This is a genomic window from Micromonospora sp. A3M-1-15 (assembly GCF_024213425.1).
Lineage (GTDB): Bacteria > Actinomycetota > Actinomycetes > Mycobacteriales > Micromonosporaceae > Micromonospora > Micromonospora chersina.
The window spans coordinates 474,535-491,407 of record NZ_JANAVK010000001.1 but is presented as its reverse complement, the minus strand read 5'-3'; the positions used below and the strand labels follow the sequence as shown (position 1 = coordinate 491,407).

Below are 16,873 nucleotides of genomic sequence, written 5' to 3'. Positions count from 1 at the left end.
CGACTGTGGGGCTCGCAGGCCCGGCTCACTCCTCGCGCTCACGCCCGGCCTCCCGTCAGGGTGCCCGCAGCCCGCGCCTCGGTCAGCTCGGGCGCGGCGACCGGGTCGGACATCGCGGTGAGGATCCGGCGGGGCGGGGTGAACGGCTCCCGGGCGTGCGCGGCCAGCATGTTCTCCACGAGTAGCACGTCGCCGCGCTGCCAGGCGAAGGAGCGGGTCTCCGCGGCGTACGCGGCGCGCAGCTCGGCCAGCACCTCGTCGGGGATGGGCGTGCCGTCCCCGTACGCGGTCTGGTAGGGCAGGTCCTCCTCGCCGAGCGCGGCCCGCAGGCCGCTGCTGACGTCGTCGGGCAGGGAGGTGACGTGGAAGAACAGCGCGTGGTTGAACCAGGTCCGCTCCCCGGTGACCGGGTGGCGGCGCACCGCCGGGCGCACCTGCCGGGTCCGCAGCTGCCGGTCGCCCACCCACTCCACGTCGATCAGGGCCCGGGCGCAGTACGCCTCGACCTCCTCGCGCCGCTCGGTCTGGAACGCGGTCTGCCAGGAGAGGCTGATGCCCGGCAGGTAGTTGCGCCGGTAGAGCACCCCGCGCCGCTCGAACCCGGCGACGGTCTCCGGGCGGAGCCGGGCCAGCACCCGGCGGCTGTCGGCGAGGGGTGTGCGCCCGCCGGCACCCGGCTCGACCTCGCAGTGGAAGACGATGCGCAGCGGCCAGTTCACCGTGTACGACTGCTCGTTGTGCAGCACGATCGGCTGGTCGGCGGGGTGCTCCGTGGAGGTGTACACCCCCTCGGTGACCTGGCTGCGCGGTGAGGAGCGTTCGCCGTAGGAGAGCACGTCGTCGGAGAGGGCCGCCATCACGGTGCGGAAGTCGTCGGCGCCGGCCACGGCGAAGCCGCGGAACAGCACCGCTCCCGCGCGGCGGGCCAGTTCGTCGACCTCGTCGCGGTGGCCGGCCAGCCAGCCGGCCAGGTCGACGTCGGGCACGTTGGCCCGCACGAGCGCCGGCAGCGGGCCGCCGGGCCAGTCCGGTCGGACGTCCACGAGGTTCCGCTCGCGGCCGCGACGGGGGATGGTCCGCGCGACCCGGTTCTGCTCACTCATCTCTCTCACTCCCAGCGGTGTCGGCGCAGTCGGCGAGACTGCGCCGGGGGTCGGCGGCGGCGGTACGCAGCACCGCGCAGAACCGGCGGTGCCACGCGGCCACCCCGTCGTGGTCGAACAGGTCGGTGCGGTAGGTCCAGAGCGCCGCCGGCACGTCCCGCCGCTCGTCGAGCCAGAGGGTCAGGTCGAGCCGGGCGGTGTCCGGGGTCAGTTCCACGCCGGTGAACTCGATCCCGGCCAGGCCGCGGTGCCGGGCCGGCGGAGCGTTCTGCACCCCGAAGGCCACCTGGACGAGCGGGTTGCGCCGGGGCCGGCGGGTCGGCCGCAGCCGCTCCACCAGCAGGTCGAAGGGGACGTCCTGGTGAGCGGCGCCGAACAGGGTGACCCGGCGGGCCTCGGCGAGCAGGTCGGCGAAGCTCCGGTCGGGCGCCGGCCGCAGCCGCAGCGGCAGCGTGTTGACGTGGCAGCCGACGCTCTGCTCGGCGGCGACGCTGGTCCGGCCGGCGAAGGCGACGCCCACGAGCAGGTCGCGCCGGCCGGTGGCGGCGCCGAGCAGGGTGGCGAACGCGGCCAGCCCGACCATGTGCAGGCTGCCCCGCTCGGCCCGGGCCAGCTCCCTCGCCGCGCGGGCGGTGGCGGCGTCGAGGGTGGTCCGCAGGGCCGCTCCGGCCGGCCGGCCGTCGCGCCCGTCCAGTGCGGTCCGTCGTACGGCGCTGGACGTCGAGCCGTCGCGGGCGTTCGGTGTGGTCCGCGGGGCGGCGTGGAGCGGGCCGTGGGTGAGGTGTGGGTTCGGCCGGGTCGGTGCGGCGGCCGGAGCGACCCAGGCTCGCCGAGGTGGGGCGGCGGGCAGGTCGAGCAGGTCGGGGGCGCCGTGCAGCTCGGCCAGCACGTCGCCCACCGCCCGCCGGCCCGCCGGCCCGGCCAGCCACTCCCGCTGGGAACGGGCGAACGCCGCCGGACCGACCGCCGGCTGCTCGGGCGCCGTCGTGGGGTCGCCCTCGCGGTCGTATGCCCGGGCCAGGTCCCGCACGAGCACGCCGAACGACCAGTCGTCGAAGACGATGTGGTGCACGACCAGCAGCAGCGCGAGCGCGCGGCCGGAGCCGTCCGGCACGAGGTGGAGGCGGAGCAGCGGGCCCGTCGCCAGGTCCACAGGCACCCGGGTGGCCTCGGCGGCGAGCCGGCGCAGCTGTGCGTCGATCGGCGTGCCGGTGTCGGTCGGCGTGCCCGCGCCGGGTCGCGTCCCCGGGTCGAGCGGCGTGCCCGGGGGGAGCGGCACGACGACCGGCGTCGTGTCGGCGGTGGGTTGGACGTGCTGCACCGGCCCGTCCGGCCCGTCAGGGAAGACCGTGCGCAGGGCTGGGTGCCGGTCGACCACCCGGCGCAGCGCCCGGGTCAGCCGGTCCGGGTCCAGCGGCGCGGCGAACCGGACCGCGAAGGCCAGCAGGTAGGAGGTGTCGGCCGGGTCGAGCCGGTGCAGGAACCACAGCCGGGTCTGCGCCGCGGAGAGCGGGGCGGGACCGGCCGGCGCCGGACCGGCCACGGAGAGATCTTGGAAGCGATCGGCCCCTCCAGGGGCACTTTCCTTCCAAGATCTCTCCGTGGCCGGTTCGGCGGCCGGGTCCGGGGCCAGTCCGTCGAGGTGGGCGGCCAGCGCGGCGACGGTGGGGTGGGCGAAGAGGTCGCCCGGGCGGACCAGCCGGCCGGTGGCGACGGCCAGCCGGGTGGCGCAGCGGACCGCCAGCAGGGAGTCGCCGCCCAGGGCGAGGAAGTCGCTGGCCGCGCCGGGGACCGGCACCCCGAGCAGCTCGCGCCAGACGGCGGCCACCGTGCCGGCCGTGCCGTCCAGCGCCGCGCCGGTCCCGGTGTCGCCGCCGAGGGCGGGCGCGGGCAGGGCGCCACGGTCCACCTTGCCGTTGGGCAGGGTGGGCAGCCGGTCCAGCCACACCAGGGTCGCGGGGACCAGCGGCGCGGGCAGCACCTCGGCCAGGCGGGCCCGCACGTCGTCGCGTCGCTCGCCCACCAGGTAGCCGACCAGCAGGGGGTCTCCGCTCGGTCCCGGTCGCACGGCGGCGGTGGCCTCGCGTACCCCGGGGAGGGCGGCCAGGCGGGCGGCCACCTCGCCCAGCTCGATCCGGTAGCCCCGCAGCTTCACCTGGTCGTCGAGCCGGCCCAGGTAGGCGAGCTGCCCGTCCGGCCGCAGCCGCACCCGGTCGCCGGTGCGGTACATCCGCTCGCCGGGCCGGAACGGGTCGGGCAGGAACCGGGCCCGGGTCTCCTCCGGCCGGTCGAGGTAGCCGCGGGCCAGGCCGGCCCCGGCCAGGTGCAGTTCGCCGGGCTCGCCGGGTGGGACCGGCTGCCCGTCCGGGTCGAGGACGTACGCGCGGGTCCGCGGCAGCGGCCGGCCGATCGGCGGGTCCCCGCTGTCCGGCGGCACCTCCGCCCAGGTGGAGTAGGTGGTGTCCTCCGACGGGCCGTAGAGGTTGCAGAGCCGGCGGACGTGCGGGCGGGACCACACCCGGGCGGCCAGCGCGGCGGTCAGCGGTTCGCCGGCCAGGCAGACCGTCCGCACGCTCGCCGGCAGGGCCGACGCGGTGAGCAGTTCCCCCATGGCGGAGGGCACGGTGTTGACCAGGGTGACGGGCAGCCGGTCCGCCCCGGGCGCGGCGAGGGCCAGCACGTCGTCGACCAGCAGCACCCGGCCGCCCCAGCAGAGCGGGCCGAAGATCTCGAAGACGGACAGGTCGAAGCAGACCGAGGTGGCGGCGAGCAGGCCGCCCAGTTCGGCGTCGTCGAAGGTCTGCCGCACCCAGTGCATGAGCACCGACGCCGAGCGGTGCTCGATGGCCACGCCCTTGGGCCGCCCGGTCGAGCCGGAGGTGTAGATGACGTACGCCAGATCCTCCGGAGTCGACGGCGCCGCCGGGTCGGTCGCGTCCTCGACCGGGTCGAGCCGGTCGACCGCGACCGCCGTGTCGGGGAACCGGCCGGCCAGGTCGGCGCGGGTCAGCACCAGCCGCACCCCGGAATCGGCGGCCATGAACGCCACCCGGGCCGGCGGGTACGCGGGATCCAGCGGCACGTAGGCGGCGCCGGCCTTGAGCACGGCGAGCAGGGCGACCACCAGCTCGGGCGTCCGTGGCAGGCAGACACCCACCCGGTCCTCCCGGGTCACCCCGCGGCGCAGCAGCACCCGGGCGAGCCGGTTGGCCGCCTCGTCGAGCTGCCGGTAGGACAGCGTCCGGTCGCCGTGCCGGACGGCCTCCGCCTCCGGGGTGCGGGCCGCCTGCGCGGCCACCATCCGGTGCAGGCAGTCCACGGTGGGCACGGCACCGGTGGGGCGCCGGCCGGCGTTCCGGCGGGTCGGGCCGGCGGGGCGGGTGGGGGCGCTCACCGGCGTGACCCTCCGCCGCGGTGCAGGGCGAGCTGCCGGTCGGCCGCCTCCTGGAGGCGGTCCTTGTCGGCGAGGATGACGCTGCCCGGGTCGTTGTCCGGAAGTTCGTCCTCGACGTCGCGGATCGGCCGGTACGCGATGCCGGCGGCGGCCAGCGCGAGCGCGCAGAGCCCGGCCGTGATGGCCGCGAGGGCCATGCCCCGCCCGGGCCCGGTGCCGACGACGCCGGCCAGCGGCCCGCCGGGGGCGGCCAGCGGGGCGAAGACGTGCTCGGCGAGCGGGCCGGCGGTGAGGAAGCCGGCCGGCACCATGAGCCAGGACAGCATCTGGCCCATGGACAGCACCCGGCCCTGGAGTTCGAGCCCCACCTTGGCCTGCACGATGGCCAGCCAGTGGGTGTTCACCAGCGCGGTGGCCAGGCCCATCCCGAACAGGCCGAGCGCCGGGAACAGCGGGCTCGGGTGCAGGCCGACGGTGAGCAGCGAGGCGCCCAGCAGCACGACGCTGGCCAGGATGCCGGTGGTCCGCCGGGCCGTGCCGCCCCACACGCCCATGAGCACCGAGCCGACCAGCATGCCGACGCCGCTGGCGGCGAGCACCCGGCCGAGCACCGCCGGGTCGCCGAAGGACAGGGTCAGCGGGGTGACCAGGACCTCCACCATGGCGAAGAAGTAGTTCAGCGACGCGACCAGCACCACGAGGGCGACCAGGCCGTGCCGGCGGACGATGAACCGCCAGCCGCCCAGGACCTCCCGCCGGAACGGTTCCTCGCGCCGGACGAACAGGGTGTCCGGGAAGCGGACCGACAGGGTGACGAGCACCGCGAAGGCGAAGGTGAGCAGGTCGATGACGACGATGCCGCGCAGGCCGACCGCGATCACCAGCGCGCCGCCGACCAGCGGCGCCAGGACGGTGCTCGTCGCCGTGCCGAGGGAGACGATGCCGTTGGCGCGCCCGTAGTACCGCTTGGGCACCAGTTGCGTGACGGCCGCCAGGTACGCGGGTTGCTGGAAGGCGGTGGCCACCGCCGTCACGGTGATCGCGGTGAACACGTGCCAGAGCTGGAGCTGGCCGAGCCAGAGCAGCAGCGCGAGGCTCACCGTGCCGGTGGCGGCCAGGCAGTCCGCGAAGATCATGAGGCGTCTTCGGTCCCACCGGTCGGCGAGCGCGCCCGCGACGGGGGAGAGGACCACGGCGGGCAGCAGCGCCAGCACGGTGGCCGTGGCGAACAGCGATACCGAGCCGGTGCGCTGGTAGACCCAGAGGCCCATGCCGAAGCCGGTCAGTCCGCTGCCGATGAGCGAGACCAGCTGGCCGATCGCGACCAGGTAGAACACCGCGAGGCTGGGCGTCGCGCGGGGTGGGGGCGCCGGCCGCTCGCGCGGTGGCGCGGGCGCCGCCACGGCTGTGGTCTCCGGGTGGGCGGGCTCGGCCGGTCGCGCCGCCGGCGCCGCGGCGCAGTGCGCCAGGATGACGCGGGCCAGCTCGGCGGGCTGGTGCTTGGCGAAGTAGTGGCCGGCGCCCTCGATGACCTCCAGCGAGACCCGGTCGGCGAAGAACTCCCACTCCAGGTACCGCTCCTGGTACAACTCCGTGGCGCGGTCCCCACTGCCCACGACGCTGACCAGCGGCGCGGAAAGCTTCCGGGGCAGGCCCTCGGCGTAGACGTCGGTGTAGTAGTCCTCGCCCCGCGCCGAGTCGGCCAGGACCACGCGCATCACGAAGTCCTTCTCGTTGGAGTCGAAGACCTCGGTGAAGAAGCCCATGGCGCGCAGCGATTCCAGCGTGCGTCGCTTCGACGTCCAGCGCTCCACCGGGAACCACCGGCGCAGCCAGCCGAACAGCCGGCCGGGCAGCCGAGGGGCGGGGAAGTGGGCGCCGATGACCACGCCGGTCACCTCGACGCCGGCCGCCTCCAGCCGGCGGGCCAGCTCGACCGCCTCGGCGCCGCCCACGCAGTGCCCGTACACCGCCACCGGGCCGGTGATCCCGTCGACCACCTCGGCCACGCACCGGTCCACCAGCTCGTCCAGGTCGAGCAGGGGTTCGTCCGGGCGGTTCACGTCGTGGCCGGGACGCTCCAGGGCGTACAGCGAGATGCCCGGCGGGAGGGCGTCGGCGAGGGGCTGGAAGGTGATCGCGCTGCCCCCGCCGAACGGTACGCAGACCAGGGTCAACGTCGTGGGCGTACCCGGCCGGGCCGGGGTCAGCTCGTGCAGCAGGCGCCCGACCGAGCCGCCGGTCGCCGCGAGGTGGTCGGTCAACCCCCGGATCGTCGGGTGGCGGAACAGGTCGAGGACGCTGATCGCCGGCTCGCTGCCGACGAGCGCCTTGATGGCCTTGAAGGAGTCGCCGCCGAGGTCGAAGAAGTCGTCGTCGATGCCGACGCTGTCGTACCCGAGCACCGCCGCCCACCGCTCGGCGAGGGCCTGGCGCAGCGGGGTGTCCGGCGGGGTGGCGCCGGCGGCGGCGCCGCGCCGGGGTGCGGGCAGGGCCACGCGGTCGACCTTGCGGTTGGCGTTGAGCGGCATCCGGTCGAGCACCACGAACGCGGACGGCACCATGTAGTCCGGCAGCCAGGTGCGGGCGAAGGCCCGCCACGGCGCCGGGTCGGCGTCGAAGTCGGCGGTGATCTCCGGCCGCTCCGGTCCGGCGTCGCCGCCGGTCCCGGCCAGCGTCAGGTACGCCACGATCGACTTCTCGTCGCCGTCCTCGCGGACCACGACGGCGGCGTCGCGGACCGCCTCGTGGCGGCGCAGCACCGCCTCGATCTCGCCGAGTTCGATGCGGAACCCGCGCACCTTGACCTGGGAGTCGCCGCGGCCGGCGAACTCGATGCGGCCGTCGGCGAGGCGCCGGCCGAGGTCGCCGGTGCGGTACAGCCGGCCGCCGCCGTCCGGGTCCGGCACGAACCGCTGCGCGGTCAGCGCCGGGTCGCCGTGGTAGTCGCGGGCCAGCCCGGCGCCGCCGAGGCACAGCTCGCCGAGCACCCCGACCGGGACGGGGGACAGTTGCGCGTCGAGCACGTGGACGCGCATGTTGCCGATCGGGCGGCCGACCGTGAGGTGGGTGAAGCCGGGCTCGATCCGGTCCATGGTGGACCAGACGGCGGCCTCGGTCGGGCCGTAGAGGTTCCACAGCGCGTCCACCCGCTCGGCGAGTTGCCGGGCCAGCGGGACGGACACCGCCTCGCCGCCGCACACGGCGGTCAGGCCGGGTGTCCCGGTCCAGCCGGACTCGACGAGCAGCCGCCAGGTGGCCGGGGTGCCCTGGGCCAGGGTGACCCGCTCGGCGGCCAGCAGGTCGGCCAGCCGTCGCGCGTCGTAGGCGACGTCGCGACCCACCAGCAGCATCCGGGCGCCGACCACCAGGGGCAGGAACAGCTCCGGCACCGACATGTCGAAGGCGAAGCTCGCCATCGCGAGCATCGTGCCGTCGCCGGTCAGGCCCGGCCGCTCCCGCATGGTGGCGAGGGTGTTCACCACGGCCCCGTGGGTCACCCGGACACCCTTGGGGCGGCCCGTCGAGCCGGAGGTGTAGATGACGTACGCGAGGTCGTCCGGCCCGGCCGACGGCTCGGGGTCGGTCTCCGGCTCGGCGGCCAGCGCCGCGCCGGGGGGCACGACCTCGCCGGCGAAGTCCGCGAACCGGTCGGCCAGGTCCGTCTGGGTGACCAGGACCCGGGCGCCGCTGTGCGCCAGCACGTACCGCTGCCGCTCGACCGGGTAGTCGGGGTCCACGGGGACGTACGCGCCGCCGGCCTTGAGCACGCCGAGCAGGGTGACCGGCAGCTCCTCGGAGCGGTGCAGGCAGACGGCCACCGTGACGTCCGGGCCGACGCCGGCGCGGCGGAGCCGGTGCGCGAGCCGGTTGGCCCGGGCGTTGAGCTCGGCGTAGCTGAGCGTGGTGGCCCCGAAGGTGACGGCGGGCCGGTCGGGGCACGTCGCGACCTGGTGGGCGATCAGGTCGACCAGGGTGGGCCGGCCCGGCACCGCCCAGCCCGGCTCGGCGGCGGTGTCGTTCCACCCGGCCGTCCGATCCCGCTCGGCGGGGGTGACCACGGCCAGGTCCGCCAGCCGGACGCCGGGGTCGGCGACGGCCGCGGCCAGCAGCGTCTCCAGGTGCCCCATCATCCGCTCGGCGGTCTCCGCGTCGAACAGCGCGGTGTTGTACTCCAGCCGGAACCGCAGCCCCTCGTCGACCTCGTACGCGTACAGGGCGAGGTCCTGCTGGGCGATGCCCGGCTCGACGGCGAACGGGACCATCCGCAGGCCGGCCGTGCCCAGGTCCCGCTGCTCGGGCACGTTGAGCAGGTTGAACATCACCTGGAACAGCGGGTTCCGGCTGAGGTCCCGGGGCGCGTCGACGAGGTCCACGAGCCGCTCGAACGGCACCTCCTGGTGGTCGTACGCGCCCAGCGCGGTGCGCCGCACCTGGCCGAGCAACTCCGTGAAGGTCCAGTCGCCGTCGAGCACGGTGCGCAGCGGCAGCATGTTGACGAAGAAGCCGACCATCGGTTCGAGCTCGGCGCGGACCCGCCCGGCGACCGGCGTGCCGACGCAGATGTCGCGCTGGCCGGTGTAGCGCCAGAGCAGGGCCTTCAGCGCGGCCAGCACGGTCATGGCGAGGGTGGCGCCGCGGGCCTGGCTGAACCGGCGCAGCTCGTCGGCGGTCTCCGGCGGCAGGATCCGGGTGCTGACCGCGCCGTCGAAGGTCTGCACGGGGGGTCGGGGCCGGTCGGTGGGCACCTCCAGCACGCTGGCCACCCCGTCGAGCTGCCGGCGCCACCAGCGCAGGTCCTCGCTGTCCGGGTCGGCCAGCCGGCCGCGCTGCCAGCGCGCGTAGTCGCCGTACTGGACAGCCAGGTCGGGCAGCGGCGCGGGGCGGCCGTCGCGGGCGGCGTCGTACCGGGTGGCGAGTTCCCCGGCGATGAGGCCGAGCGACCACCCGTCGGAGACGTTGTGGTGCATGGTCAGCGAGAGCACGTGCCGGTCCTCGGCGACCCGGAGCAGCACGGCCCGGAACAGCGGCCCGGTGGCCAGGTCGAACGGGCGCCGGACGTCGGCGGCGAGGGCCGCGTGCACCCACCCGGGCAGCGCGTCGGCGACCGCCGACTCCACGATGCTCCGCGGGGCCACCGCCGGGTCGTCCGCGCCGTCCGGCGCGGTCAGGAGCGGCAGGTCGACCGGGCCGGCCGGCCGCACCTCCTGGACCGGGTCGCCGTCGGGACCGAGCGGGAACACGGTACGCAGCGACTCGTGCCGCCGGACCAGCCCGGCCAGGGCCTCGCGCAGCGCGTCGAGGTCGAGGGCGCCGTCCAGCAGCAGCGCGGTGCTGACCGTGTACGCGTTCTGGGCGTACGCCTGGTCGAGGAACCAGAGCCGGTGCTGGCCGGAGGAGAGCGGCGCGGGCCCGGCGTCGGGGTCGGCGCGGGGGATGGTGGGCTCGGTCGGCGCGGCCGGCTCGACCGTGGCGGGCGCGGCGGGTGCGGGTGCGGTGGCCGGCAGCGCCGCGGCGAGGCCGGCGACGGTGGGCTGCGCGAAGACCGTCTCCAGCGGGAGCGCCACGCCGAGCCGGGCGCGCAGCCGGACCACGACCTGGGTGGCGAGCAGCGAGTGCCCGCCCAGCTCGAAGAAGTTGTCGTGCGCCCCGATCGGCCGGATGCCGAGCAGCTCGGCCCAGATCTCCGCCACGCACTCCTGGACGGGCGTGTCCGGGGCGACGTAGGCCGTGCTCAGGGCCGGCCGGTTGCCGGTGTCGACGGGTTCGGGGGTGTCCGGCGCCTCCGGCGCGGCGGGCGTGGCGACGGCCGCCGCGCCGGCCTTCGGCGCGGCGTCCACCCAGTAGCGGTGCCGCTCGAACGGGTAGCCGGGCAGGGCCGGCCGGGGACGCCCGTCGCCGTGGAAGCGGGTCCAGTCGACCGGCGCACCGGCCAGCCACAGCCGGCCGGCCGCGTCGAGCAGCGTGGCGAGGTCGTCGGCGTCGGCGCGCGGGTGCCGCATGGCCGCCACCGCCTGGCCCGGGGCCAGGCCGGCCAGCCGGGCCAGGCCGCCGAGGGCGTGCCCGGGACCCACCTCCACGAGGACCGCGTCCTGCTCGGCCAGGAGCGCGGCCGATTCGGCGAACCGGACCGGCTCGCGCATGTGCCGCACCCAGTACGCCGGGTCGGTGACCTGCCCCGGGATGACCGGCCCGCCGGTCAGGTTGCTCAGGTAGGGGCGCTCGGGCTCCCGGTAGGCGACCCGGCCGGCGTGTTCGGCGAACTCGTCGAGCACCGGGTCGAGCAGCGCGGAGTGGTAGCCGCGGGCGACCCGCAGCGGCCGGCAGTCGACGCCCTCGCCGGTCAGCCGCTCGCGCAGCGCCCCGATCGCCTCCGGGTCGCCGGAGAGCACGCACAGCTCCGGGGCGTTGACGGCGGCCAGCGACACCCGGCCGTCCAGCAGCCCGGCCACCGCGGTCTCGGGCAGGCCCACCGCGAGCATCGCCCCGGCCGGGGTCCGCCCGACCAGCGCCCCCCGGGCGCAGACCAGCCGCAGCGCGTCGGCGAGCGAGAAGACCCCGGCCAGGCAGGCGGCCACGTACTCGCCGAGGCTGTGCCCCACCATGAGGTCCGGGGTGACGCCCCGGGCGAGCAGCGACCGGGCGAGGGCGTACCCGGTGACGAAGAGCGCGGGCTGGACCAGCCGGGGCTCCGCGAGCAGCCGCTCGGCCTCCGCGTGACCGTCGGGCGGTGGACAGAGCAGGGTGCGCAGGTCGAGCCCCAGGTCGTCGCCGACCAGCTCGGCGCACTCGTCCACCACGGCCCGGTAGGTCGGCTCCGTGCGGTAGAGGCCGGCGCCCATCGCCACGTGCTGGGCGCCGTGCCCGGGGAACGCGAACACCAGCGGTCGCCGGCCGCCGGGGTGGGCGGCGGTGAACTGACGCTGCGGCGCGTCGAGGGCGGCCAGCGCGTCGGCCCGGTCCGCCACGACGAGGAACCGCCGGTGGGTCATCGCCTGGCGCCGGCCCAGGCCGGCCGCGACGTCCCCGAGCTCCACCTCGGGCCGCGCGTCGAGCCAGTCGCGGAGCCCGCGCGTCTGCCGCTCCAGCGCCGCGGGCGTCCGGGCCGACACGACCAGCAGGTGCGGCCCGCTGGCCGGGGGTGCCGCCGTACGGGCCGGCGTGGCCGGCGGCTCCTCCAGCACCACGTGGGCGTTGGTGCCGCCCATCCCGAACGAGCTGACCCCGGCCCGGCGCGGGCCGTCGGCGGTCCACGGGCGGGCGCTGTCGTTGAGATAGAACGGGCTGCCCGCGAAGTCGATGGCCGGGTTGGGCCGGCTCACGTTGACGGTCGGCGGCAGCGTACGGCGGTGCAACGCCAGGACCGTCTTGATGAGACCGGCCACCCCGGCGGCGGCGTCGGTGTGCCCGATGTTGGCCTTCACCGAGCCGAGGGCACAGAAGCCCCGGTCGCCGGTGCCGCGCCGGAACGCCTCGGTCAGCGCGGCCACCTCGATGGGGTCGCCGAGGCTGGTGCCCGTGCCGTGCGCCTCCACGTAGCTCACCGAGCGGGGGTCCACGCCGGCCGTGGCCAGCGCGCTGCTGACCACCTCGACCTGGCCCGCGACGCCCGGCGCCGTGTAGCCGGTGCGGCGTGCCCCGTCGTTGTTGACGGCGGAACCGCGGATCACCGCGTAGACGGTGTCGCCGTCCGCGACCGCGTCCTCCAGCCGCTTGAGCGCGACGATGCCGACCCCGCTGGATTCGATGCTGCCGCGCGCGTCCGCGCTGAACGGGCGGCAGTGCCCGTCGGGGGAGTAGATCCCGCCGTCGTGGTAGAGGTAGCCGCGCCGCTGCGCCGGGAAGATGCTGACCCCGCCGGCCAGGACCAGGTCGGACTCGCCGGTCAGCAGGCTCTGCCGGCCGAGGTGCACGGCCACCAGCGAGGTCGAGCAGGCGGTGGCGACGGTGACCGCGGGGCCGGTGAGGTCGAGCTTGTAGGCGACCCGGCTGAGCAGGAAGTCCTTGTCGTTGCCGATCGAGAGCTGGTGCTCGCCGAGGGCGCCGGTCAGCTCGGGGTGGCCGCTCAGGTGGTCGAGCAGGTAGCTGCTGCGGCCCGACCCGGCGAACAGGCCGATCCGGCCGGGATACCGGGACGGGTCGTGGCCGGCGTGCTCCAGCGCGTGCCACGCGCACTCCAGCAGCAGCCGGTGCTGCGGGTCGAGGGTCTGCGCCTCCCGGGGCGTGATCCCGAAGAAGGCCGCGTCGAACTCGTCGATCCCGGGCAGCCAGGTGCCGGCCCGGACGTACGCCGGGTCGTCGAGCCGGGCGGGGTCCGCGCCGTCGGCGAGCATCTCCTCGACGCTGAACTCCCGGACCGACTCCACCCCGGCGCGGATGTTGTGCCAGTACTCGTCGACGGTCCGTGCCCCCGGGAAGCGGCAGGCCATGCCGACGACGGCGATCAGCCCGCCCGGCTGCCCGGTGCCGCCGTGCGCGCCGGCGCGGGGCCGGGCGGTCGGGGCCGGCGCGGCCGCCGGCGGCGTCGCCCCGGTGGTGGCGGTGGTCAGGAACGTGGCCAGGGCGTCGACCGTGGGGTGGCGGAACAGGTCGGTGACGGTGACCACGTCGCCGAGCCGGTCGCGCAGCCGTTCGAGGACGGCCAGCAGCCGCATCGAGTGGCCGCCGAGGTCGAAGAAGTTGTCCCGCACCCCCACCCGGTCGACGCCCAGCACCTCGCGCCACACGTCCACGACGAGCCGCTCCAGGCGTACCCGGGTGGCGTCCCACCCGGCCGGAGCGGGCGTCGCCACCGGCGGCTCGGGCGCCGCGGGCCCGGGCGCGGGCCGCTGCCGGGGCACGTCGGCCGCGCGGTCGGGAGCGGGCAGCGCGGCGGCGTCCACCTTCCCGTTGCCGGTCAGCGGCAGCGCGTCCAGCCGGACGAAGGCCGCGGGCACCAGGTAGGACGGGAGGTCGGCGGCGAGCGCCGCCCGCAGGGCGGCGAGGTCGGGCTCCGTCCCGCCCGCCAGGTAGGCGACGAGTCGCGGGTCGTCGGGGTCGTCCCGGCGCAGTCGCACGGTCACGTCGGCGTCCGGCAGGCAGCGCCGGACGGCCGCCTCGACCTCGCCGAGTTCCACCCGGTAGCCGCGCAGCTTGACCTGGTGGTCGGTGCGGCCCAGGTATTCGAGGTGCCCGTCGGGGCGCAGCCGGACGAGGTCGCCGGTGCGGTAGAGCCGCGCGCCGGGGACGCCCGAGAAGGGGTCCGGCACGAACCGCTCGGCCGTCAGCGCCGGCTGGTGCAGGTAGCCGCGCGCCACGCCGGCCCCGCCCACGTACAGCTCGCCGACCACGCCCGCCGGGACCGGGTTCCGCCACCCGTCCAGCACGTACAGCCGGGTGTTGGCGATCGGCCGGCCGATCGGGACGGAACCGTCGGCCGGCGCGGCCGGGTCGACCTCGTACGCGGCGCAGCCGACCACCGTCTCCGTCGGCCCGTACTCGTTGACCAGCGCGGTGCCGGGCGCATGGGCCCGCCACGGCGCCACCTGGTCGGCGCGCAGGTTCTCGCCGCCGATCACGAAGCAGCGGGTGCGGTCGGCCAGCTCGGCGGGGCGGAGCTGGTGGCGGACCAGGTCGAGCTGGGCCGGGGTGATCTTGACCAGGCCGAACGCGGTCGGCTGCGCGCGCAGCGCCTCGCCCAGCGCCTCCGGGCCGAGGTGCTCGCCGATCATCCGCACCGTGGCCCCGCTGACCAGCGGCACCAGCAGGCTCGTGACGGTCAGGTCGAACCCGACCGACGAGTGCAGCGGCACGGTGTCGCCGGGCCGCAGCCGGTAGGCCTGGGCCGCCCAGCGCACGTAGTTGCACACGCCGCGGTGGGTCACCATGACGCCCTTGGGGCGGCCCGTGGAGCCGGAGGTGTGGATGACGTACGCCAGGTCGTCCGCCGACGGCTGCCGCGGCCGGCGGGCACGCCGCCGCGGGCCGCCACCCCGGGCCGGCTCGGCGACCGGGACAGGCGTGTCGGGGCCCGGCACGAGCAGCGCCACGCCGTCGGGCACGAGGTGCGCCAGCTCGGCGCAGGTGAGCACGACCGGGGCGGCGGTGTCCGCGATCAGGTACCGCAGCCGGGCCGGCGGGTTGGCCGGATCCAGGGGTACGTAGGCCGCGCCGGTCCGCAGCACGGCGAGCACCGCCACGGCGAACGGGACCGCGCGCGGCAGGAGCACGCCCACCAGGCTGCCGATGCCGACGCCCCGCCCGCGCAGCGTCTCCGCCAACGCCTCGGCCCGCAGGTGCAGCTCGTGGTAGCTCAGCGCCGTGTCGCCGTCGGTCACCGCCACGGCGGCCGGGGTCTCCCGCGCCTGCCGTTCGATCAGCAGGTGGACCAGGTCGTCCGGCTCGGCGGGCGTGGCGGTGCGGTTCCACTCGCCGACGAGCTGCCGGAACTCGTCGGGGGCGAGCATCGCGGCGGCGCCGACCGGTGCGCCCGGCTCGGCCACCAGCGACCGCAGCAGCGTCTGGAAGTGCCCGGCGAGGCGGGCCATCGCGTCGGGGTCGAACAGGTCGGTCCGGTACTCCAGCGCGGTCCGCAGGCCGTCGGCGTTCTCCCGGACCGAGACGGTGAGGTCGAACTTGGCGGTGTCGACGGGCACCTCGACCGGGGTGACCTCCAGGTCGTCCAGGCGCGGGGGCGCCGCCTCGCGGCCGTAGACGAACATCACCTGGAACAGCGGGGTGAAGCCGGGCCGGCGGGCCGGGCGCAGCGCCTCGACCACTGTCGTGAAGGGCAGCTCCTCCCGGCTCAGGCCCGCCAGGGCGGCGGCCCGCACCCGCCCGAGCAGCGTCTCGAACGACGGGTTGTCGTCCAGCCGGGCCCGGACCGCGACGGTGTTCAGCAGCAGCCCGACGAGCCGTTGCGTGTCGGGCCGCCGCCGGTTGGCCACGGGCGTGCCCACCACGATGTCGCGCTGCCCCGTCCAGCGGGCCAGCAGCACGTGCAGCGTGGCCAGCATGACCATGTACGGCGAGACCCGCGTCCGGTGGCACAGCGCCGCCAGCGCCCCGGTGGGGACGTCCAGCGGCACCGACAGGGTGGCCCCCGCGCTGGACGGCACGTCGGGGCGCGGGCCGCGGGTGGGCAGTTCCAGCACGGCCGGGGCGCCCGCGAGCTCCGCCCGCCACTGGTCGAGCTGGGCCGCCGCCTCCGGACCGTCGAGCCAGCCCCGCTGCCGGAGCGCGTGGTCGCGGCAGTCGACGTCGACCGGGTCGAGGTCCGCCGGCCGCCCCGCGCGGTGTGCGGCGTAGAGCCGTTCCCACTCGTCGTGGAGGATGCCGAGCGACCACTCGTCGACCGCGACGTGGTGGAAGGTCAGCAGGAGGACGTGCTCCTCCGGCGCGCAGCGCAGCAGGAGGGCGCGCAGCACCGGGCCGCGTTCCAGATCGATCGGGGTGCCCGCCTCGGTGTGCATCCGGGCCCGCAGCTCCTGGTCGCGCTGCCAGGTGGGCAGCCCGCTCAGGTCGTGCACCCGCAGGAGCCCCGGGCGCGGCTCGTGGACCACCTGGACCAGCCGCGCGGCGTCCGGCGATCCGGCCGGCCCGTCCGGGGCCAGGGTGGTACGCAGGGCGGTGTGCCGGGCCACCAGCCCGTCGAGCGCCGCCGAAAGGGCCGCCACGTCCAGGGGGCCGTGCAGCCGGTACGCCAGCGGCACCAGGTAGCCGGCCGACCCGGGGTCGAGGCGGCTGAGCTGCCACATCTGGTGTTGCGCGGCCGAGGCCGGAGCCGGGGCGCCGCCCGCCGGACCGTCCCGCAGCGGTGTGTCCGGCGCCGACCGCCGGGACCTCAGGACGTCGGTCATCGCGTCCGCCTCCTCTGCTCCCGCGCCGGCCCGGGGAGCGCCGCCCACGCGCCGCCCCGGCCCACCAGTTGCTCGTGATCGGGTATCGGGCACCTGTCGTCGGCGGATCGGATCCGCGGGCCGGAAATTGCCGGCGGCGGCCTCGTGATCAGCTCATTCATACGACAGGTGTAGATGCCTCGATAGGAATTGCCTGTCCACATGATGGCACTGGTGATCTTCGGCGGGATCCCCGGATCGTGCCGGCCGTCGATGCGTTCGGCCAGCGCGGTCGCACGTTCGTCTATTTCTCGATCGGCGGCAACTTTCCTGACAGCGCAACGCGTCCCCGCGTGCGACCGGGTCTCACCGCACCGCCCTTCACCTGCGCTTTCACCGGACCTCCGCGGGTTCGCGGGCCACCTGTGCCTCAGGCTGGGAGGTGGCCCGAACCGGTGAATGTCCGGTAGCGGACTATTGGCACGATCGATGGGTGATCACCTCTTCTATGTGGCATCCGGCGCCCGTATCTCCATTTCGGAGGCGGTTTTGTATTGGGC

3 protein-coding genes are annotated in these 16,873 nt (G+C 76.1%); all 3 read right to left on the bottom strand.

Annotation, left to right across the window (positions count from 1 at the left end; genetic code table 11):
• Positions 1–38: 38 nt before the first annotated feature.
• From NLX85_RS02190 to NLX85_RS02180, 3 genes are read right to left on the bottom strand one after another with little or no spacing between them, the layout of a single operon-like run.
• Positions 39–1,103, bottom strand: a complete 1,065-nt coding sequence (locus tag NLX85_RS02190; RefSeq protein WP_254331345.1) for a TauD/TfdA family dioxygenase — start codon at positions 1,101–1,103, stop codon at positions 39–41.
• Positions 1,096–4,497, bottom strand: a complete 3,402-nt coding sequence (locus NLX85_RS02185; RefSeq protein ID WP_308210637.1) for an amino acid adenylation domain-containing protein — start codon at positions 4,495–4,497, stop codon at positions 1,096–1,098. Before NLX85_RS02185 ends, NLX85_RS02190 begins: the two co-directional genes overlap by 8 nt.
• Positions 4,494–16,334: a non-ribosomal peptide synthetase/type I polyketide synthase gene (locus NLX85_RS02180; RefSeq protein ID WP_305885009.1), complete on the bottom strand. Its 11,841-nt coding sequence runs from the start codon at positions 16,332–16,334 to the stop codon at positions 4,494–4,496. The genes NLX85_RS02185 and NLX85_RS02180 overlap by 4 nt, the downstream gene beginning before the upstream one ends.
• Positions 16,335–16,873: the final 539 nt, after the last annotated feature.